The organism is Amycolatopsis sp. FDAARGOS 1241, from assembly GCF_016889705.1.
GTDB lineage: Bacteria > Actinomycetota > Actinomycetes > Mycobacteriales > Pseudonocardiaceae > Amycolatopsis.
The window spans coordinates 5,874,994-5,894,260 of the sequence record NZ_CP069526.1; the positions used below are offsets into that span (position 1 = coordinate 5,874,994).

Genomic DNA, 19,267 nt, shown 5'->3' on the forward strand with positions numbered 1-19,267 from the left:
CCGCGCTAGTTCGACGATCGAACAAATAGGGGTTACAGTCGGATCATGCCCTCTTCCGGAGAAACCCGCGAGCACTCCGCGCTCGGCGCGGTCCGCGCGCTCGCCCGCGCCTCGCGGCTGCTGGAGCGCTCGTCGGGTGAGCTGAACCTCGCGCACTACCGCGTGCTGTCGGCGATCGCGTCGGGCGACGAACGCGCTTCGCGGGTCGCACGGCGGCTCGCGCTCGGCCGCCCGGCCATCAGCGCCGCGGTCGACGCCCTCACCAGACGCGGCCTCGTCGTCCGCGGCGGCGTCGACGCCGACCACCGCGCCACCGCGCTTTCCCTCACCCCGGAGGGCGAACGCCTGCTCGCCGCGACGGAGGGCGAGATGATCGCGCGGATCACGGCCCTGGTCGCTCGCACACCCGACCCCGAGCGCGTCCTCGAAGCCTTGAGCTGGCTCGACACGGCCATCGACGAGGTCATGGCGGAGCGGATGGCCGAGACCAAGTGACCGCCGCGGAGCCACCGACCGGCAACGGACGACTCGCGACCCAGGACCAGCACGGCACCGCACCATCAGACCCCACACCATCCCACCCCGCCCCTCGAGGCAAGCGCGCCGAAGAGGAGAACTCGCGCTGGCTGCGCCGCCTCGGCGGTTACGTCCTGCGGCATCGCCGGGAGCTGTTGATCGCGTTCGGCGCGGCCGTGCTCGGCAGCGCGTGCCAGACCGTGGTGCCGCTGCTCGAACGGCAGATCGTCGACGGGGTGATCCTCAGCGGGTCGGCGTCGTTGTGGCCGTGGCTCGTCGCGCTGCTCGTGCTGTCGGCCGCGGCGTTCCTGTTCGCCTACCAGCGGCGCTACCGGGGCGGGCGGGTCGCGCTCGCGGTGCAGTACGACCTGCGCAACGACATCCAGGCGCACCTGCAGCGCCTCGACTTCGCCGCCCTCGACCGCATGCCGACGGGCCAGGTCGTGTCTCGCGCGACGTCCGATTCCGCGCTCGTGCAGGGCCTGCTCAGCCTCCTGCCGATCATGAGCGGCAACATCCTGCTGGTCTTGCTCTCGCTGGGCGTGATGCTGGTGCTGTCGCCGGTGCTCGCGCTCGTCAGCCTCGTCGTGGTGCCCGGACTGCTCGCCGTGTCGTACCGGATGCGCCGCCGGATCTTCCCCGCGACCTGGGACGCGCAGCAGCGCGAAGGCGACGTGGTGCAGATCGTCGACGAGGACGTCAACGGCGTGCGCGTGGTCAAGGCCTTCGGCCAGGAAGGCCGCGAGCTCACCCGGCTGGCCGACACCGCGGGTGACCTCTACGGCCGGCAGCTGCGGGCCGTGCGGCTGCAGTCGCGCTACCAGCCGCTGCTGCAGGCGATCCCCGCGCTCGGGCAGGTCGCGATCCTCGTGCTCGGCGGCTGGCTCGCACTGCACCACGGGCTCAGCCTCGGCACGTTCCTCGCCTTCTCCACCTACGTCGGCCAGCTCATGGCCCCGGCGCGCCAGCTCGCCGGCGTGCTCGCGATCGGCCAGCAGGCCCGCGCGGGCGTGGAGCGGATCTTCCAGCTGCTCGACCTCGAGCCCGCCATCGCCGACGCGCCCGACGCCGTCGACCTGCCACCCGCGCGCGGTGAGCTGACCTTCAAGGATGTCCACTTCGGATACTCGGCGGACGCGCCGCTGCTGCGCGGCTTCGACCTGCAGATCGCCGCGGGCGAACGGGTCGCGCTCATCGGGCCCAGCGGCAGCGGCAAGACCACCGCGACCACGCTCGTATCGCGCTTCCACGACCCGGATTGCGGCGCCGTGCTGCTCGACGGTCACGACCTGCGCACGGTGCGCCTGCGGTCGCTGCGCTCGCAGGTCGGCGTGGTGTTCGAAGAGAGCTTCCTGTTCTCCGACACCATCCGCGCCAACATCGCCTACGGCAGACCCGGCGCCACCGACGAGGAGATCCTGGCCGCGGCCAAGGTCGCCGAAGCCGACGGCTTCATCCGCGCCCTGCCGCAGGGGTACGAAACCGTGGTCGGCGAGCGCGGGCTCTCGCTCTCGGGCGGGCAGCGCCAGCGCATCGCGCTCGCCCGCGCCATCCTCACCGACCCCCGGGTGCTCGTGCTCGACGACGCCACCAGCGCCGTCGACGCCAACACCGAGGAGTCGATCAACGCGTCCCTGCGCGAAGTGCTGGCCGGGCGCACGACGCTGCTCGTCGCCCACCGCCGTTCGACCCTGCACCTGGCCGACCGCGTGGTGGTCCTCGACGGCGGCGTCGTCGCCGACCAGGGCACCCACGAGGAGCTGCTCGAGCGCAGCGCGCTCTACCGCACCCTGCTCACCGGCCTCGAGGAAGAAGCCGCCGAACGAGTCGGCGACCGCATCGAAGCGCTCACCGAAACCGGCACCACCGCGTCGGCGTGGCGGGGCGAGCAGGGCGACGGCCACCGCAACCGGCAGCGGTTCGCGACGCGCGCCCCGGGGCTCGGCGGCGGCCTCGGCGGGTCCGGCGGCGGCAGCTGGCGAGCCGCGCTGCCGCCGACGCCGCAGCTGCTCGCGCGCGTCGACGAACTGAAACCGGTGCGGGACTTCGCGAAGGTGGACCTCGCGGCTGAATCGCGCCAGGACCGGTCGTTCTCACTGGGCACGCTGCTGCGCGAGTTCCGCCGGCCACTGCTGTTCGGGTTGCTGCTGGTGGTGATCGACGCCGTCGCGTCGGTGATCGGGCCGGTGTTCGTCAAGAGCGGCGTCGACGACGGGGTGCTGCGGGGCTCGCAAGCCGTGCTGTTCGGTGCGGCGGGGCTGTTCCTGCTGATCACACTGGTGGCGTTCCTCGACGAGATGGCCCAGACGTTCGTCACCGGCCGGACCGCGCAACGCGTGATGCTGTCGTTGCGGATCCGGATCTGGGCGCAGCTGCAACGGCTTTCGCTCGACTACTACGAGCGCGAGATGGCCGGCCGGATCATGACGCGCATGACCACCGACGTCGACCAGTTCGAATCGCTCATCCAGAACGGGCTGCTCTCGGCACTGGTCGCGTTCGTCACCTTCGCCGGGGTCGGGGTCACGCTCGTGGTGGTCAACCCGCTGCTGGGCCTGTGCACGCTCACCGTCGTGGTGCCGCTGGCGATCGGCACGGTGATCTTCCGCCGGCGCGCCGCGAAGCTCTACGACGTGGCGCGCGACCGCGTGGCCATCGTCAACGCCGACTTCCAGGAGAGCCTTTCCGGCGTGCGCGAATCGCAGGCGTTCGCGCACGAGGGCGAGACGATCCGCCGGTTCCGCCGCCTCGGCCGCGACTACCTCGACGCGCGCTACTCCGCGCAGCGCCTGGCCGCGACGTACTTCCCGTTCGTGCAGTTCCTCTCCGCGGGCGCCGACGCGATCGTGCTCGGCGTCGGCGCCGGGATGATCCACACCGGGCGCCTGACCCCGGGCGCGCTGATCGCGTTCATCCTGTACATCGACCTGTTCTTCTCCCCCATCCAGCAGCTGTCGCAGGTGTTCGACTCCTGGCTGCAGACGCGCGTGTCGGTGAGCCGTATCGCCGACCTGATGCGGCTCGAGACGCTCACCCCGCCCGCCGCGGACCCCGTCGACCCGGGCCGGCTGCGCGGCGAGGTCGCCTTCACCGGTGTGCGGTTCGCCTACCCGGCGCCGCCGCGGCCGCTCGCGGAACGCCGCGGCCCGGCCGACCCGCGGCTGGTCGCCGGTTCGCAGGTCGCCGTCAAACCACCGGAGGCGCTGCGCGAGATCGACCTGACGATCGCGGCCGGTGAGACCGTGGCGCTGGTCGGCGAGACGGGCGCGGGCAAATCGACCGTGCTGAAGCTGCTCGCCCGCTTCTACGACCCCGACCACGGCAGCGTCCGCGTCGACGGCCTCGACCTGCGCACGCTCGACCTCGCCGCCTACCGGCGCGCGCTCGGGTACGTGCCGCAGGAGGCGTTCCTGTTCACCGGCACCGTGCGCGACAACATCGCGTACGGCCGGGCGGACGCCACCGACGCCGAAGTCGAGGCCGCCGCCCGCGCGGTCGGGGCGCACGAGTTCGTGGCCGCGCTGCCCGGCGGGTACCTGCACGAGATCGCCGAACGCGGCCGCTCGCTCTCGGCCGGGCAGCGCCAGCTGCTCGCACTCGCCCGTGCCCAGCTCGTGGACCCGGCGATCCTCCTGCTCGACGAGGCGACCTCCAACCTCGACCTCGCCGCCGAAGCCCACGTCGCCGACGCGATGCGCACCCTGTCCCGCGGCCGCACGACGATCGTCATCGCCCACCGCCTGCAGACCGCGCAGACGGCCGACCGCATCGTGGTGCTCGACCGCGGCCGCATCGCCGAAATAGGCAGCCACGACGAACTGCTCACCCGCGGCGGGCGCTACGCCGGGATGTGGGAGGCGTTCGAGCTGCTGTCGGGACAGCGTTCGTAGGGCCTCGTTCGGCGAGCGACGTGCTCCGGGCTACTCGTCCGCCTCGTCGAGGCGGTGCGGAGCGGGGCGCAGCTCGTCGTTGCGGTGCAGCTCGGCGAGCGCTCGGGTCAGGCCGGTCACTCCGGGATCGCGGACGATCAGACTGTCCGAATAACAGAAGTAGCTACCCCGGCCGTACTTGCCGGTGCCGGCCCAGCGTGTCAGGAGGCATTGCACCTCGGCGACGGTGAAGATCGTCGCGCTCCAGCGGGAACCGTCGGGCAAGCGAACCTCGGCTTCGACGTTCTCGACCGTCTCCGGCCGTTCGCCGCCGCCGATCACGAAGGTCACGTCGAGGACCGAAGTCCGGACCCGGTGGAATGGCCCGTCCCAATCCTCCGAGGTGACAGCGAACGTCGCACTCATCACGGCTGAACAACCTGTCCGGCCGCAGCGCCGGGCGGCGTTCGCCCTGGCGGAGCTGAAGACGGGCGCCGGGAAGGCGTACTGGTAGGACGCGGGCCTCGGTGGCGACGGCGCGAGCGCCACCGCAGTGCCGGCCTACTCCGTGCCGGTGTCCGGTGTGGACCCCGAGGACACGTGGCCGGTCGTCGTCGGCGCCGACAGCGGCCAGGTGCTGCAGCTCTGGGGTGAGACGAAGGCCGCCACCAACCGCGTCGTGTGCGACGCGAACCGCAAGGTCGTGGACCTCGACGTCGCCAGGCTGGCGGATTTGCGCCGCGGCATCGGCACCGCCTTCAGCGCGACCCGCAGCGAGGGCCAGGCCGCGATGTCGATGGCGGACGTGAACAGCGTCTACGACTTCTTCGGCAAGGCGCAGGACTTCTACTCGCGCTACGCCTCCTACGACCTGACGAACAACATCGACGCCGACTACCGCGACGGCAAGGGCAAGGCGCTGCGCGGCACCGTGCGGACGTACGAGGTCGAGACCGAATCGGACGGTCGGCGGCACACGCAGTGCCCGTAGGCCAACGCGTTCTGGGAAGGCGAGCGGTGGCCTTCGGCGAGGGCGTGACCACGATGGACATCACCGGCCACGAGCTCACCCACGGCGTCACGCAGCACACGTCGCAGCTGGGCAACGGCTACGGGCGCCCTGAACGAGGGTATGTCCGACGTCATGGGCCAGTTCATCGCCATCAAGGCGGGGGACGCCAACGTGCAGGACGCGAACCGCTGGCTGAGGGGCGCGGGTTCGTCGATCGGGCAGGTGCGCGACCTGAAGAACCCGCCGAACTCCGGCGAGGGCCCCAGCCCGGACCGCGTCAACGGCCAGTACTGGGTCGGCGCGAACGGCGACCCCCACATCGAAGCGGGCGTCGTCGACAAAACCGACTACCTCATCACCGACGGCGCCACCTTCAACGGCCAGACGGTCCGCGGCCTCGGCGAAGACAAGGCCATCGCGCTCTGGTGGAAGGTCGAAAACCTCCTCCGCCCGACATCCACCTTCCGCGACGTCGGGACGGCCCTCAACTCCGCCTGCGCCACCAACGCCCGCACCGGCGGCGCCGGCACCACCACGGCGGCCTGCACGCAGGTCGCCAACGCGGTCAAGGCCACGCAGCTGAACCTGGCCTCGTAGATTTCACCCGTCTCGGCCGCTGCCTGCACCCACCCCGGGGCGCCGGCAGCGGCTTCTCGTGTCGCAAACCTGCCAGCGCTCTGCGCCGCCTTCTGTGACGATCGTCGTGACGGTTCCACCAGGAGGCGGTGCGAATGCCCCACCACACATCCGGCGAGCACCGCCATTGCGGTGCCGAACCCCCACCCGCCCGACCGCACAGCAACGTCCTCCGCGCGCAACCCAACATCACCCGTCCAGATCGCGACACCCCCTCCACGCCCCTCACCACTCACCAGTTCGGCAAGCACCGCCGCGACGGTGCCGATCACACACGCAATCGACCCCGCGGCACCGGATCACGAGCGCAACCCAACACCGTGCGTCCAGCACACAACACCTGTTCGATCCATCCCACCGCTCAACAGCTCAGCCGCGACCACCGCGACACTGCCGAACGCCCAACCGGTCGACCCCGCAGCGGCCGGCCCCGAATGAGGATCACCCCCGCAATTCCATCTCGCGGTTCACTTCGCGGGCGCCGCCGTTCAGCGATACCGCCACCACCGCGATGGTGCCGAATGCCCACCAAACCGACCCAGCGGCGACCGAACACGAACGGAACCCATCACCACGCGTCCAAACTGCAACACCCGACCAGTGCTTGCCACCGTTCAGCGATTCGGCAGGCAGCACCGTGATGGTGCCGAACCGCCAGCCAACCTGCGCCGTGACGACGGGACACGAGCGCAACCCACCACCGCACGTCCAGATCGCGACGCCAGCCCATATGCCACCGCCCAGCGATTCAGCTGGCAACACAGCCGCGATGGTGCCGAACGCCCACCCAGCCGACGACGTAACAACCGGGCACGAGCACAACCGATCATCGCCTGTTCAAGTCATGACACCGGCCCAGCACCTGGCGCCGCTCAACGAAACGGCGCGCAACACAGCAGCGATGATGCCGAACGCCCACCCGGCCGGCACCGTGACGACCACACGCGAACACAACCCAACACCGCACGTCCAGATCGCAATACTCGCCCAGCACTTGGCGCCGTTCAGCGAAACGGCCACCACCACTGCGGTGCCGAACCCCCACCCCACCGACGACGTAACAACCGGACACGAGCGCAACCGAACATCGCCTGTTCAGGTCGCGACGTCTGATCAGCGTTTCTTGGTGTTCAACAGCTCGGCGAGCACCGCCGCCTGGCTGATGTCCAGGGCTTTCGTCGCGGTGAGCAGCGTGAGCGGGCCCTTCGCGGCGAGCGCGCGGAGGTCGGCGAGGGCGTCGGCGGCGGGGCCGGGCTCGGAGAGCTCCGCGTGGTAGCGGCGGCTGAACTCGGCGAACCGGGCGGGGTCGTGGCCGTACCACTTGCGCAGCTCGGTGGAGGGCGCGACCGCCTTGCACCAGTCGTCCAGGGCGGCCTTCGCCTTGGCCAGGCCGCGCGGCCAGACGCGATCGACGAGCACGCGGGTGCCGTCGTCGGGGCCGGCGGGGTCGTAGACGCGGGCGATGCGGACCATGTGGCCATTGTCACCCCAGCGCGGGCCTGGGTCCACCTCGACCACCCGGGAGTCCACTGTGGATAGCTCGCCGGCGCGGAACCGCGTGACGCCGCTGGGCGAGATCGTCGCGATCCCGCTGCGCGGCGCGTGGACCGGCAACCGCGGTGTCCTCCACTCGGGACGGGAGATCGTCCGCACCCACGCGAGCGACCTGTGGCTCACGTGCCGCCTGGAGTTTCGCGGGCGGTGGCGGGAGCAGTGGCTACCCCGGCGGTACACGCACCTGTTCTTCCACGACGAAGCCGTTTCGTTCGCGGCGGGACACCGTCCGTGCGGCGAGTGCCGCCGGGCGGACTACGTGCGCTACCGCGACACCTGGGCCCGCGTCCTCGATGTCCCGCCGCCGTCGGCGCGGGCGGTGAACCGGCAGTTGCACACCGAACGCCTGGCCGGGCGTCGGCGCCGGCTGCACCCGATGGCCTGGCGCGACCTGCCGGACGGCGCGTTCGTGCTGCTCGACGACGTTCCGGCAGTGGTCGTCGACGGCGAGCTGACCGAGTGGACCACGAGCGGCTACGGCATCCACCACCGGCTCCCGCGCGAGGGGACCGCCCAGGTGATCACACCGCCGTCGACGCTCGCCGTGCTGCGGGGCGGGTACGCCGTGCAGATCGACCCGTCCGCCCGACGATGACCTGCGGATTCACCTTGTGGCACTGAGTGCACTTAAACCTCGTTCTCCGGGAAGACGGCACTGAGCCGAGCCATGACCTCCGGCAGCGGCGCGGCGGTGTTCAACACGGCGACGACCGTGGTCTCACCGTCCGCCTTCACCGGCCGGAAAGCCTCCCGGACCAGGGCGAACGCCCGCGCGGCGCTCGCCGCGATGTCGTCTTTGCCGCCGCTGCGCAGCCAGCGTCGCAGCACGTGGTTGTTGGCCGCCGCGATCGCCGCGGCGGCGACGGCCGCGCGCAGGCTCGCCGTCACCTCCCCCCGCTCCGCGAAGCGGCCCTGCAGGTAGCGGGCGAGCACACGCTGGTAGCGGTCGACCGTCGCGACTTCCTTGTCCCGCAACGAAGGCACGGTGCGCGTCAGCGTGAAGCGCTTGAGCGAAACGTCGAGATCGGCGGCGTAGTAGTCCAGCACGAGGCTGACCGTCTCGCAGGCCACCTCGACGGGGTCGCGCGCCGGGTCGGCGTTCTCGAAGGCCTGCTCCATCTCGGTGACGATCTCGTCGTGGTTGGCGAAGAGAACGTCGTCCTTGGTGTCGAAGTACCGGAAGAACGTGCGGCGCCCGACGCCCGCGGCCGCGGCGATCTCGTCGACGGTCGTCGTCTCGTACCCGTTGGCCGTGAACAGGTCCACCGCCGCCGAGGACAGCGCCCGGCGCAGCTGCCGTCGACCGGCGGGCGTCGCCCCGACCCGGGTGGCCGGCGCGCGGCGCGGCGATTCCGTCATGTCCGCAGACGGTAGCAGCCCCCTTGCTAGTGGCACTGAGTGCCGTTAGACTCCGGAGCGAGATCTTCTCGCGCACCTCGACCGGAAGGCGTCGACGATGACCCTCGACCAGCACCTGTCGCCGACCGACACCGTCGCGCTCGCCGACCGCCCCCACGAGCGCTTCGACGCCTACTACGGCCGGCTTTTCGGCTGGTCCGTACGCCGGCAAGACAACCGGCTCTTCCTGGCCCTCGAGAACGGTCTCTGCGCCGTCACCCTGCCGAAACTCGCGGCGGGCCCCGTGCTCCGGCACCTGAACACGACGGGTTGCCAGGGCCCCGTCCTGGTCCTCCCCACGCCGCACGGCCCGCGCGTCGCCATCCTCGCCGAGACCGACGGCCTGGTCCCGCCGCGCGCCACCCTCCCCGCCGACGCCGACCTCCTCGACTGCGGGGCCCTCGTGCCGCTGCCCTTCGGCCCCGGCCTGCCCGGCATCTCCGCCGAGTGGCTCACCGCACCTGACCCCAGCCAGCGCTGGCTGCCCAGCCTCAGCGCCGTCCTCGCTGCGGTCCGCATCCGCCACTGACCCCACGCCCGCCGACCGACACCCGCCCGCTCGACGCACCGGCCGCCGACCGGCACCGTCCCTGGCGTCACACCGATTCGTGACGCAGCTTGCTGCGGTGGCTACCGGACGACGGTGCGGACAGGAACGTCGGCGGTCGATCGCACGCAACGACATCGCAGCCCAACGAACCGGCCCGCGATGAGCATCCGCGCGGCCACGCCCGAAGACCGTAGCCCCCGCCCTCCCTCGGGGGGCGTCCCCATCTCAGTCTACCGTTGCCAGACCTCGAAAAGTGGTCTGCACAGAATCTGTGGACAACTGCGGCGAGCAGCGGCGGACTGTGGACAACCGCGAATCCTTCAGCCAGCTGCCGCGTACGGCCGCCATCCGGAGCCACCGTTGAGGCCCGGGGACGGCGAGCAGCGACCTGGCCGCCGGATGGCGCGGTGAGCCGCTTTTGTTGCCTGGGCCCGGGAGAGACGGCGGCTGCCGGCCCACGGCGCAGACAGGAACCTCAGGCCGCGACGATCAGCGACTGGCGGCCAGCTGTCCCCGGAGCACCTCCGCCGCGTGGTCCACCAGGGCGTCCACGCCGGCGACCAGGCCCTCGATCTCCGCCCAGCGACGGTGGTCGCGGTCCGGCTCGGGGGCGAGGGCGGTGTCGACGAGGAGCAGGAGGGTGTCGATCTCGTAGGCGAGGTCAGCCAGACGCAGGAAGGGCACGTGGTCCGGCGCGGGGCCGACGCCGGCGGCCCGGGCGCACGCCGCGTGGCCCAGGCTGCGGCAGATCTCCTGCAGCCGCGCCCGGATCTCCTCCTTACGAGCCCCGCCCCGCGGGACGCCGGTGCGGATGTTCCAGGCGACTGAGAGGAGACAGCGCCCGGCGTCCTCGAGGGAGGTGTTCGTCACCGGACGAGTCTGGGAGATCCGGGGCCCGCCGCAGCCGTTCGACACGCGAGAGCCACCGGATCGGGTGACACGGCACGACAAGTCCTTTGCAGACCAACAAATGGTGTCAGAAGAACACCATCGGCCGGCGGACAAGCACCACTACGCGATCGCGTGCTTCTCTTCCACCGGTACCGTGATCACCTCGACCCCGTGCTGTCGCAACGCATCGCGGTGGCGCACGGGCAGCCGGTCGTCGGTCACGAACACGTCGACGTCGCTGAGCGAACACGCCCGCACCATCGCCGAGGTCTCGAACTTGTCCGAGTCGGCGAGCAGGATCACCTCGTCGGCGACCTCCACGAGCGCGCGCTTGGACACCGCGTCGAAGTGGTTGCCGCAGTACACACCCTCGCCGGTGAGCCCCGAGGCGGCGAGCAGCAGCGTCCGCAGCCGCAGCTCCCCGATCGCCGCCACCGTCATCGGCCCGGCGAACGACTGCGACTTCTGGTGCAGGGTGCCGCCCAGGCTGATCACGTCGAACCCGTCGCGCCCGAGCAGCGTGTTGATGACGGGCACCGACGCCGTCACCACCTGCAGGTTCAACTCCGGCCGCAACAGCTGCGCGACCTCGTGCGTCGTGGTGCCGGCGTCGAAGGCGACCGCACCGGATTCAGGGAGCAGCTCCAGCACCTTGCGCGCGATGGCCTTCTTCGCGTCGCCGTTGCGGGCGGCGCGGGTGTGGAAGTCGGTGCCGCCGATGGCCGCCGCGGGCAGCATCGTCACGCCGCCGTGGACACTGCGCATCCGGCCCTCACCCATCAGCTGGCGGGCGTCGCGGCGGACGGTCATCTCCGAGACGCCGAGCGCGTCGGCCAGCTCGGCAACCGTGCAGAAGCCCTGCGCCGCCACGAGCGCGACGAGTCTGCTCCGGCGTTCCTGTGCGGGAGACAGCTGGGTCTCGGGTGGTGCCACGCGTTCCTCCGGTCGGTCGCGGCGGCCCGTCACCACGACGGGGCCTGCCGGATCCGTCCGATGTTAACCAGCACCAATTCCCGAACACCAACATTGCGCGGCACGACCGGTCCCCTGGCACGTCCAAGCACGCCGTGCTCGGCCTCACCCGCGCGGCCGCCGTCGAAGCAGCCGACCGTGGCATCCGCGTGAACGCCGTGTGCCCCGGCGCCGTCGACGGCCGGATGATGCGCACCATCGACGCGCAGCGACTGTCCACTGAGGACCTTCCGGCCGGCAACCCGCGCGGCCGCCGCGCCCGACCCGCCGAGATCGCGGAAACCGTCGCGTTCCTGCCCTCCCCGCAGGCGAGCTTCGTCACCGGTGAAGCCTTGGTGGTCGACGGCGGCGAACGCGCCCGCACGTGATCGGCAGGTCCCCCGCCGAGGCGCACCTCGGCGCGGAAGCCCGGACGTCAGGACACCGTCCACCGAGGAGCCCGCTTCTCACGGAATGCCCGCGGTCCCTCCGCCCCGTCGTTGCTCTCCGCGATCTCCTTGTCGAGGTGCTTGGCGTAGGCCGACAGCGTCGGTTCGCCCGCGGACATCCGGTACAGCTGCACGGTCGCCTGCACCGCGAGCGGCGAGCTGCGGCACACCATCTCGGCGATCTCCTCCGCCGCTTCGATCAGCTTGTCCTGCGGCACGACGCGGTTCACGATGCCCTGCTGCAGGCACTCGGGGGCGGTAAGCCGACCGTTGCACAGCGTCAGGTACGCCGCCGTCGCGCGCGGCAGCGCCGTGTATTCGAGGTGACGCGCCAGTGGTCGACAACCCGGGCCCGATCAGCAAGGGCGACCTGGTCCAGTCGTTCGAACGCGGCTTGGCCGTGATCCGCGCGTTCGACGGGCACGGGCCGGAGCTGACGCTGACCGAGGTCGCCCAGCTCGCCCCGGTCACGCCCGCCGCTCGTGCGCACGCCGGCGCGGCGGATCATGGCGCTCAACGTGACGATCGGCAGCCGGATCCCGGCGCACCCGTCGTCGATGGGGCGGGTGCTGCTGGCGAACCAGCCCGAGGACTGGCGCGAGGCCTACCTCAAGCGGGTGGAGCTGCAGCCGTTCACCCCGCGCACCGTGAAGGACCCCGAGAAGCTGGGCACGATCCTCGAGCGCGTGCGCACCGACGACTTCGCGCTCGTCGACCAGGAGCTCGACCTCGGCTTGCGCTCGATCGCCGTGCCGCTGCGGCACGCGGACGGCGAGGTCTACGCGTCGCTGAACGTGTCGATGCACTCGACCCGGCGGTCGAAGGAAGCAACGCGCAGCCAGCTGCTCGAACCGTTGCGCCGCACGGCGGCCGGCATCGAATCCGACCTGCGCGCGATCGCGCAGCGGCGCCGGTCGTTCTCGATCAGCGGCGAGGACGGCGCCTGAGCCCGCTGTGACCCGGATCCCTCGGCCCGGACCCGGCGCGGCGGCGAAGTTACCATCAGTTCATGGATGACTTCGCGGGCCTGCTGAAGCAGCGGGGGCTGCGGAACACGGCTCAGCGTCGCACGGTGCTCGGCGCCGTCCGCGAGCACCCGCACACCACCGCGGCCGAGATCGCCGCGCTCGTGGAGGCCGAGGCCGGCGGGCTGTCGCGGCAGGGTCTGTACAACGTGCTGGAAGACCTTGTCTCCGTCGGGCTGCTGCGCACCCTCGAACCGGCCGGCTCCCCCGCGCGGTTCGAACTCGACCACCACGACAACCACCACCACCTCGTGTGCCGCGGCTGCGGACGGATCGAGGACGTGCCGTGCGCCGCGGGGTCCGCCCCGTGCCTCCACCCGGTCACCGCGCCGGGCTTCACGATCGACGAGGCCGAGGTGACCTGGTGGGGCCTGTGCGCTGACTGCGCGCGCCGGGCGTCCTAGTCCTGCGGCGGCGCGGTCTCGTCGACGGCGACGGTGAGCAGGCGGATCATCGCGTCGATCGGCAACCGGTTTTCGTCGGCGTGGTCGAGAAACGACAGGACACGCAGGCCCTCCGCCGTGAGTTCCGACGTGTCGTCGCCGACGTGTGCGCTCGCGGCCTCCAGCGTGCCGAGGCCCGCGTGGTGGTGGGCGTCGCGGACGGCGTTGCGGAGGACGGCGAGTTCGGCCGGCGACGGGCCGCGCTTCTCCGCTCGCAGCCGTTCCACGATGCGCACGACCTGCGGCGACCGCGCCGCCACCGACTGGCGCGCGGCGAACGACGCCACCATCCGCGGGGTCGCCCGCGTCTCGGCCGGCGGTGCCGGGACCGCCGGCGCCGGGGCGCCCTCCACAAGCAGGCTGTCGAGCGCGGCGGCGCGGCGCCGTTCGCTTTCGCGCAACCGGGCCAGCGGGTCCTTGCGCTTCGACGCGGCGAACGCGCGCGCCTGCTCCCGGGCCTGCCGACCCGCCTCGGTGACTCGTGGCGCGCGCCGACCGGTGCCGTCGGCCGCGGACTGGCGCCGGTTGTTCGCGAACCACGCCTCGAACGACTGCCCCTTGCGCGGCGGCTCGTGGACTTCGGACATCGTGGTGTCCGAAGATTCACGGAACCAGCCGTTGAGGCGTGTGCGCAGGAACTCCCCCGGACGTTCGCCGGGCTGGCGCGGGCGCTGGCGGGTGCCGTCGGGCAGGGCGCTGAGCGCGATCAGCAGCGCGTCGGGGCAGTAGCCGCTGCTGTACCAGAACTCCAGCTGGCGCTCGACGTCGTCACGCTCGTCGCGAGTCAGCCGCTCCGTGACCCAGCCCATGCGCCGGAACAGGACACCGGTCGCCTGCGCGCGTTCGTGCGCATCGCTCGGGATGACCGTCGACGGCCACGCCCGGTCCGACATCCGAACCACTCGCCACCTCCTCCGGCTCCGACGGTACGGGGCCCGCTTCCGCGCCTTTCACCCGACACGCCGTCGCGTTGGCAGCGACGATCACCACGATCGCGGTCCACGCCGGCGAGTCGAGGTGCTGACCGAGCACCACCAGGCCCACGAGGGCGGCGAGGACCGGGTTGACGCTCATGAAGACGCCGAAGAACCGCGCCGGCACGCGGCGCAGGGCCAGCAGATCGGCGAGGAGAGGCACCGCTGACGAGAGCACCCCAGTGGTGAGGGCGGCGCCGAGCGAAGCGAGCGTCGGGTGGTGGTGGACGAACACCACCACGCCGACCGGCACGTAGGCCAGCCCGGACACGGCCGCCGCGGCAGCCGAGCCCCGCGCACCGGGCAGCCGGCGGCCGATGGTGCGGTTGAGCAGGATGTAGCCGGCCCAGCACGCGGCGGCGGCGAGCGCCAGGCCGATGCCCCCGTAGTCCGTGCTGGGCCGCGGGCGGGTCAGCACGCCGACGGCCGCCGCCGCCGTGAGCGCGCACACCAGGTCCCTCCGGCGGCGCGAACCGGCCAGCGCGATCGCGAGCGGGCCGAGGAACTCCAGCGTGACGGCGAGGCCCAGGCCGATACGGTCGATGGCCGAGTAGAGCGTGAGGTTCATCGTGGCGTACACCGCCGCGAGCCCGAGCACGGGCCGCCACTGCCGGGCCGTGAAGTCCCGCACCCGCGGGCGTCCGATCGCGAACAACACCACCGCCGCGACCCACTGGCGGACGGCGACCACGCCGGCGGGGCCGAGCACGGGGAACGCGAGCGCGGCCGTGGCCGCGCCCATCTGGTTGGCGGTGGCGCCGCCGAGCATGAGCGCCACGCCTTGGCTCTGCTTGCTCATGACGGCGAGCGTGCGGCACCCGCAAGCATGCGCAAAATGCATTCATCGGCCCGGCTATACGCTGGAGTCATGGATCTGGAGCTGCGGCACCTGCGCTGCCTGGTCGCGATCGTGGACACGGGCACGTTCACGGACGCAGCGATCGAGCTCGGAGTTTCCCAAGCGGCGGTATCCCGCACACTTCTTTCGCTGGAATCCGCACTCGGCGTGCGGCTTCTGCACCGCACGAGCCGCAGCACCACGCCGACCACGGCGGGCGTCCAGGTGCTCGCGCGCGCCCGGCACCTGCTGGCCGAGGCCGACGACCTCGTGCGCGAAGCGACCACCGGCCACACGCGGCTGCGCGTCGGGCACGCGTGGTCCGCGATGGGCCGGCACACCGCGGAGTTCCAGCGCCGCTGGGCCAAGCGGCACCCGGACGTCGAACTGCTGCTGGTACGCACCAACACCGCGACCGGCGGCCTGGCCGAAGGGCTGTGCGATCTCGCCGTGGTGCGCACTGCGATCGACACGTGCCGCTTCGCGCACGCCGTCGTGGGCCACGAAGCCCGCTACTGCGCCATGGCCGCCGACGGCCCGCTGGCGCGCCGCCGCACCGTGACGCTCGCCGACTTGAGCACGCGCGTGCTGGTGATCGACCGCCGCACCGGCACCACGACGACCGGTCTGTGGCCCGAGGCGACCCGCCCGCGCGTGGAATCCACCCACGACATCGACGACTGGCTCGCCGCCATCGCGACCGGCCGCTGCGTCGGCGTCACGCCGCACTCCACCGTCACCCAGTACCGCCGGGACGGGATCGCGTACCGCCGGGTGCGCGACGCGGCCCCGGTGCCGGTGCAGCTGGTGTGGCGCAGCCACGATCCCCACCCGGCGACACACGCGGCAGTGGCGCTGCTGAGCGAGCTGTACCGGAGCCACTGAACCCCGGCAGGCGCATACCGCCGTCGAAACCACTGTGGACGGTCACCCCTTCGGACCAGTCCGGGCCGCCGGGGTGGACAGCCGGCGCCGCGCGGCGGATGCTCCATTTCGGACAAACCGCGAACAGCAGGGGCAGTTTCGGGAGAATTCCCGCTTCCACGCTGGATTCCTGGTCGCTCCGGTCCTGGTCGCGGGCCGCCTCGTCTCGCCGGCGAGTGCGAGCACCGAAGGCGGATCTCGACTTCGGCGTGTTCGCGTGCAGCTGGGTGTTCAGCAAGAACACACGGAGCTGATCTCGGAAACGGATTCGGCGGCCGCGCCTGCAAGAACATCCGGCCTCCGGGCAACGCGGTGTGCGCGATCGCCATCGACGCGCTCGTCATCACCGCGAAGAAAGCGCACAGCGAGGAGGAAGTGCGCGAAGATCTCCTGGACCAAGACCGCATCAGCCGGTGGGCACGTGGTGGCCTTTGCCCGAGGCGGCACGCGCGTCAAGCAAGTCCGCCGCGGCCGCCGGTGCCTCGACCGCCGGTCGCGTGGAGTTCGGCGGCGGCCGGTACCCGTTCGCCGCACCGAGGTTCCCGCCGGCCGGTGGCGCTGCGACACCCACCGGCCGGTGTGGTGCGGGGCCGTCCCGTCCACTGTGGAGAAACGGCGTACGCGTGGACGGCCCCGCCCATGATTTCCGGAGGTGTTCCCCACCCGGGGAAGTCGTTCGCTCTGCGAATTATCACCGTTGCGCGCCCGCGCGCGGTCGGTCATGATGTTCTGGTCCACCCACCACCGAGGAGTGACGAGATGTCCGGCCTGGAAGAGCGCGTGCCGTGGTGCCTGATCGGTACCGCGTGCGCTGCACCGCGCTTTCCGCACGCTGCCGAGACCCCAGGCTCCACGCCGTGACGTGCCCAGGCACGCCGCAGCTGGGAGCCGCCCGTCGGGAGACCGATCAGGGCGGCCTTTTTGTACTCCATGCCATTTCGCCCGACTCCCCGACCACGTGCCCGAACGGCAAGGGCACCGCCTGCAAAGCGGGGCAAACCGGTTCGACTCCGGTCGTGGTCTCCACCTTGACCTGTGGAAGGAGGTGCCCGTCGCCATGGGTGTCCTGGTCCTCAACGCCGGCTACGAGCCCCTGCACACCGTCTCAGTACCCCACGCGATCCGGATGCTCGTCCGGCACGTCGCGGTCGTGCACGAGAGCGACGGCGCCGATCTCGGTGTCTTCCCGCGGCCGAAGGTCGTGCGGCTGATCCGGTACGTCGTGATGAAGTGGCGCTACTGCGGCCCGCCCCGGTGGTCGCGTCGCGGTGTGCTGCAGCGCGACGGCCACCAGTGCGCCTACTGCGGCCGCCACGCCACCACCGTCGACCACGTGGTGCCGCTCTCGCGCGGCGGCGAGCGCACGAGCTGGCTGAACACCGTCGCCGCGTGCGGTGGCACGGCGCGCAGCTGCAACGCGCGCAAGGCCGACCGCACGCCCGCGGAGGCCGGGCTGACCCTGCGGTTCACCCCGCGCGTGCCGACGTGGGACGAGCTGCACCCGCTACGCGCATCGTCCACATGAGACACGTGCTCGCGAGGTGCGCCCGGCGTTAAGCCGGTTCCGCTTAGGGGCTGCTGTTGTGCTTGTCGGCCATCGACGCCGCCGCCGAAGCCGCGGTGCGGGTGATCGCGTACTTCGACGAGCTCGTGACCCGCCGCGCGACACTGCCCGACCTGGTGCGCGCCACAGCGTCGCCGGCCGAATGCGTCGCCGGCCCGCGCCACGGCGACGGACCGCCGCTGCGCTTCCGCCCCGACGGCACCCCCGCCGCCGGGGCGGAAGCACGCCCGGCCGCGACCGAAGCCGGCGGCGCCGCGAGCCAAACGGTGGTCCACGAGCGTGCAACCGACCTCGACGATCACACCCGGGCGGAAGCACACCCGGCCGCGACCGAGACCGGCGGCGCCGCGAGCCAAACGGTGACACGCGAGGGTGCACCTGAGCTCGGCGGCGCCACCGCCCTCGGCGATCACACCCGGGCGGAAGCGCGCGGTGCCGCGCCCCGGCGCTGCCGCTGCGACCAACGTCGGCGACCACACCACCGGTGCAGACGCGGACACCGGCGCCTCCGGCTCGGCTGCCAACACCGCGGCCGCCGACCCCGCCGGTACGGAAGCGCGTCCCACCGCCATTCGTCCCGGCGACCGCTCCACCCGGTCAGGTGCGCACACCGCCGCGGCCATGCTCGTCGGTGCCGCCGCAACCGACCCCCACGGCTCGGAGGCGGAAGCAGGCCCGGCCGCAGCCCACCGCGGCGGCTCCGCTACCGAGCCGGGCGCGCGCTCCAGCGCGGCCGTGGGCCGCGCCGGCGCGGAGGCGGCGGTGCGCGTCGTAGCCGCCGGGCGGGTGTGGCTGGAACGCACGGCGGGGCCCGGGCCTCTCGATGATCTCGTGCTGGAGCGCTTCGCGATCGCCGCGTGGTTGCTCGGGCCGGCGCCGCAGGTGGCACCTCCGCACCTGGCGGATCCGGCGCTCGTCGAGCTCGTGCCGGGTGAGCGGGCGGCCGCGGCGGACCGGTCGCGTGCCCTCACCCCGCTGGGGCTGGACGCAGGGCGCCCGCCGCGGGTCATCGCCGCCGGCACCGAGGACGGAAGCGCCGCGCTCAGCGTGGCGGCGAGGGGAACCGCGGTGGGCGCACGCGTCGCCGTGGTCGGGCACGTCGCGGCGGTGCTGCTGCAACCCCGCGAGGGCTCCGAAACCGTCGTTTCCACGCTGCGCCCAGCCCTCTCCTCGCGCGCCGCCGAGCGCTCGCCGGCGGGCACCGTCCGCGTCGGGATCGGCGACGCCGTCCCCACCCTCGACATCTGTCGGTCCTGGCTTCAGGCGCGCCTCGCCGAACGCTTCGCCGTGCCCGCCACCGACCCCGTCGTGGTCCACCGCGGCGACCTCGGCTCGCTCACCTTGCTCGCCGAGCTCCTGCCTGAGCACCTCCGCTCCCATCCCGGCGTCCGAGCCCTCGACGCGCTCGGCCCGCCGGACCGGGAACCCTGGAAGCCTTTTGCCGCACGGGTTCCCTGCGGCAAGCGGCTGTCGTGCCGCACCGTCACCACAGCTCCGTCGCCACGCGTCTGGCCCGCGCCGAAGATTCCCTGGGCTGGGCCGTCGACGACCCCGCCGGCCGCTTCCGCGCCAGACTCGCCTCTGGCCCACCGGCTGGCACGTCGCGCCTGAGACAGCCCAACCGTCACCACCAGAGCAACGGCCCGAAGCCGCACCACGGCCACACTCGGCCT

20 protein-coding genes, 1 tRNA gene and 2 pseudogenes are annotated in these 19,267 nt (G+C 72.1%); 13 read left to right on the forward strand and 10 right to left on the reverse strand.

Annotated features, from left to right (window positions below; genetic code table 11):
• Positions 1 to 45 precede the first annotated feature (45 nt).
• Positions 46 to 495 carry a MarR family winged helix-turn-helix transcriptional regulator gene (locus tag I6J71_RS28875; RefSeq protein WP_204089750.1) on the forward strand — a complete coding sequence of 150 codons (450 nt, stop codon included), beginning with the start codon at positions 46 to 48 and terminating at the stop codon, positions 493 to 495.
• The gene (locus I6J71_RS28880; protein WP_204089751.1) at positions 492 to 4,406 is read left to right on the forward strand and encodes an ABC transporter ATP-binding protein; all 3,915 of its coding nucleotides are present in this window, start codon (positions 492 to 494) and stop codon (positions 4,404 to 4,406) included. Before I6J71_RS28875 ends, I6J71_RS28880 begins: the two co-directional genes overlap by 4 nt.
• Positions 4,407 to 4,436: 30 nt before the next feature.
• Here I6J71_RS28880 and I6J71_RS28885 read toward each other — a convergent pair whose 3' ends face one another.
• Positions 4,437 to 4,736 carry a hypothetical protein gene (locus I6J71_RS28885; RefSeq protein WP_204089752.1) on the reverse strand — a complete coding sequence of 100 codons (300 nt, stop codon included), beginning with the start codon at positions 4,734 to 4,736 and terminating at the stop codon, positions 4,437 to 4,439.
• 202 nt (positions 4,737 to 4,938) lie between these two features.
• On the opposite strand from I6J71_RS28885, the gene I6J71_RS28890 reads away from it, so the two are divergent.
• Together I6J71_RS28890 and I6J71_RS28895 are read left to right on the forward strand one after the other, a co-directional pair.
• Entirely contained in the window at positions 4,939 to 5,376 is a 438-nt protein-coding gene (locus I6J71_RS28890; protein ID WP_204089753.1) for a hypothetical protein, read from the forward strand.
• A 126-nt stretch (positions 5,377 to 5,502) separates the two neighbouring features.
• A pseudogene (locus I6J71_RS28895) lies at positions 5,503 to 5,994 on the forward strand (M4 family metallopeptidase); the annotation flags it as partial.
• A 480-nt stretch (positions 5,995 to 6,474) separates the two neighbouring features.
• On the opposite strand, the gene I6J71_RS28900 reads toward I6J71_RS28895, so the two are convergent.
• Both I6J71_RS28900 and I6J71_RS28905 read right to left on the reverse strand, forming a co-directional pair.
• Positions 6,475 to 6,795, reverse strand: coding sequence for a hypothetical protein (locus tag I6J71_RS28900; protein ID WP_204089755.1), 321 nt, complete (start codon positions 6,793 to 6,795; stop codon positions 6,475 to 6,477).
• 351 nt (positions 6,796 to 7,146) lie between these two features.
• On the reverse strand, positions 7,147 to 7,506 hold the full coding sequence (locus I6J71_RS28905) for a DUF488 domain-containing protein (RefSeq protein WP_204089756.1): 360 nt from the start codon (positions 7,504 to 7,506) through the stop codon (positions 7,147 to 7,149).
• Between the two features lie 58 nt (positions 7,507 to 7,564).
• Between I6J71_RS28905 and I6J71_RS28910 the strand changes: the two genes are divergently transcribed.
• Positions 7,565 to 8,182: a hypothetical protein gene (locus tag I6J71_RS28910; RefSeq protein WP_204089757.1), complete on the forward strand. Its 618-nt coding sequence runs from the start codon at positions 7,565 to 7,567 to the stop codon at positions 8,180 to 8,182.
• Between the two features lie 32 nt (positions 8,183 to 8,214).
• Here I6J71_RS28910 and I6J71_RS28915 read toward each other — a convergent pair whose 3' ends face one another.
• Complete coding sequence (locus I6J71_RS28915) at positions 8,215 to 8,946, reverse strand: TetR family transcriptional regulator (protein ID WP_204089758.1); 732 nt, start codon at positions 8,944 to 8,946, stop codon at positions 8,215 to 8,217.
• Between the two features lie 97 nt (positions 8,947 to 9,043).
• On the opposite strand from I6J71_RS28915, the gene I6J71_RS28920 reads away from it, so the two are divergent.
• The gene (locus tag I6J71_RS28920; RefSeq protein WP_204089759.1) at positions 9,044 to 9,514 is read left to right on the forward strand and encodes a hypothetical protein; all 471 of its coding nucleotides are present in this window, start codon (positions 9,044 to 9,046) and stop codon (positions 9,512 to 9,514) included.
• Between the two features lie 510 nt (positions 9,515 to 10,024).
• On the opposite strand, the gene I6J71_RS28925 is transcribed toward I6J71_RS28920, so the two are convergent.
• A complete protein-coding gene (locus I6J71_RS28925; RefSeq protein WP_204089760.1) occupies positions 10,025 to 10,405 on the reverse strand; it encodes a hypothetical protein in 381 nt (126 codons plus the stop codon).
• 141 nt (positions 10,406 to 10,546) lie between these two features.
• The gene (locus I6J71_RS28930) at positions 10,547 to 11,359 is read right to left on the reverse strand and encodes a DeoR/GlpR family DNA-binding transcription regulator (RefSeq protein ID WP_204089761.1); all 813 of its coding nucleotides are present in this window, start codon (positions 11,357 to 11,359) and stop codon (positions 10,547 to 10,549) included.
• Between I6J71_RS28930 and I6J71_RS28935 the strand changes: the two genes are divergently transcribed.
• Positions 11,353 to 11,766 (forward strand): SDR family oxidoreductase, encoded by a 414-nt coding sequence (locus tag I6J71_RS28935; protein ID WP_255569985.1) that lies wholly within the window; start codon positions 11,353 to 11,355, stop codon positions 11,764 to 11,766. The genes I6J71_RS28930 and I6J71_RS28935 overlap by 7 nt on opposite strands.
• 47 nt (positions 11,767 to 11,813) lie before the next feature.
• Here the strand turns inward: I6J71_RS28935 and I6J71_RS28940 are convergent, their stop codons facing one another.
• A complete protein-coding gene (locus tag I6J71_RS28940; RefSeq protein WP_204097274.1) occupies positions 11,814 to 12,161 on the reverse strand; it encodes an enoyl-CoA hydratase-related protein in 348 nt (115 codons plus the stop codon).
• Between the two features lie 147 nt (positions 12,162 to 12,308).
• Between I6J71_RS28940 and I6J71_RS28945 the strand changes: the two genes are divergently transcribed.
• Together I6J71_RS28945 and I6J71_RS28950 are read left to right on the forward strand one after the other, a co-directional pair.
• A complete protein-coding gene (locus tag I6J71_RS28945; protein ID WP_370541984.1) occupies positions 12,309 to 12,773 on the forward strand; it encodes an IclR family transcriptional regulator C-terminal domain-containing protein in 465 nt (154 codons plus the stop codon).
• 62 nt (positions 12,774 to 12,835) lie between these two features.
• Positions 12,836 to 13,255 carry a Fur family transcriptional regulator gene (locus tag I6J71_RS28950; RefSeq protein ID WP_204089763.1) on the forward strand — a complete coding sequence of 140 codons (420 nt, stop codon included), beginning with the start codon at positions 12,836 to 12,838 and terminating at the stop codon, positions 13,253 to 13,255.
• Here the strand turns inward: I6J71_RS28950 and I6J71_RS28955 are convergent.
• Together I6J71_RS28955 and I6J71_RS28960 are read right to left on the reverse strand one after the other, a co-directional pair.
• Complete coding sequence (locus I6J71_RS28955) at positions 13,252 to 14,103, reverse strand: hypothetical protein (RefSeq protein WP_239153966.1); 852 nt, start codon at positions 14,101 to 14,103, stop codon at positions 13,252 to 13,254. The genes I6J71_RS28950 and I6J71_RS28955 overlap by 4 nt on opposite strands.
• Complete coding sequence (locus I6J71_RS28960) at positions 14,063 to 15,067, reverse strand: DMT family transporter (protein WP_239153967.1); 1,005 nt, start codon at positions 15,065 to 15,067, stop codon at positions 14,063 to 14,065. Before I6J71_RS28960 ends, I6J71_RS28955 begins: the two co-directional genes overlap by 41 nt.
• Positions 15,068 to 15,136: 69 nt before the next feature.
• Between I6J71_RS28960 and I6J71_RS28965 the strand changes: the two genes are divergently transcribed.
• From I6J71_RS28965 to I6J71_RS28975, 3 genes are all read left to right on the forward strand, one after another.
• A complete protein-coding gene (locus I6J71_RS28965; RefSeq protein ID WP_204089765.1) occupies positions 15,137 to 15,991 on the forward strand; it encodes a LysR family transcriptional regulator in 855 nt (284 codons plus the stop codon).
• Positions 15,992 to 16,982: 991 nt separating this feature from the next.
• Positions 16,983 to 17,056, forward strand: a tRNA-Cys gene (locus I6J71_RS28970).
• 31 nt (positions 17,057 to 17,087) lie between these two features.
• Entirely contained in the window at positions 17,088 to 17,555 is a 468-nt protein-coding gene (locus I6J71_RS28975; RefSeq protein ID WP_204089766.1) for an HNH endonuclease, read from the forward strand.
• Positions 17,556 to 17,598: 43 nt separating this feature from the next.
• Here the strand turns inward: I6J71_RS28975 and I6J71_RS49935 are convergent, their stop codons facing one another.
• Positions 17,599 to 17,721, reverse strand: a complete 123-nt coding sequence (locus tag I6J71_RS49935; RefSeq protein WP_255569986.1) for a hypothetical protein — start codon at positions 17,719 to 17,721, stop codon at positions 17,599 to 17,601.
• 1,345 nt (positions 17,722 to 19,066) lie between these two features.
• On the opposite strand from I6J71_RS49935, the pseudogene I6J71_RS51175 reads away from it, so the two are divergent.
• A pseudogene (locus I6J71_RS51175) lies at positions 19,067 to 19,114 on the forward strand (hypothetical protein); the annotation flags it as partial.
• Positions 19,115 to 19,267 lie beyond the last annotated feature (153 nt).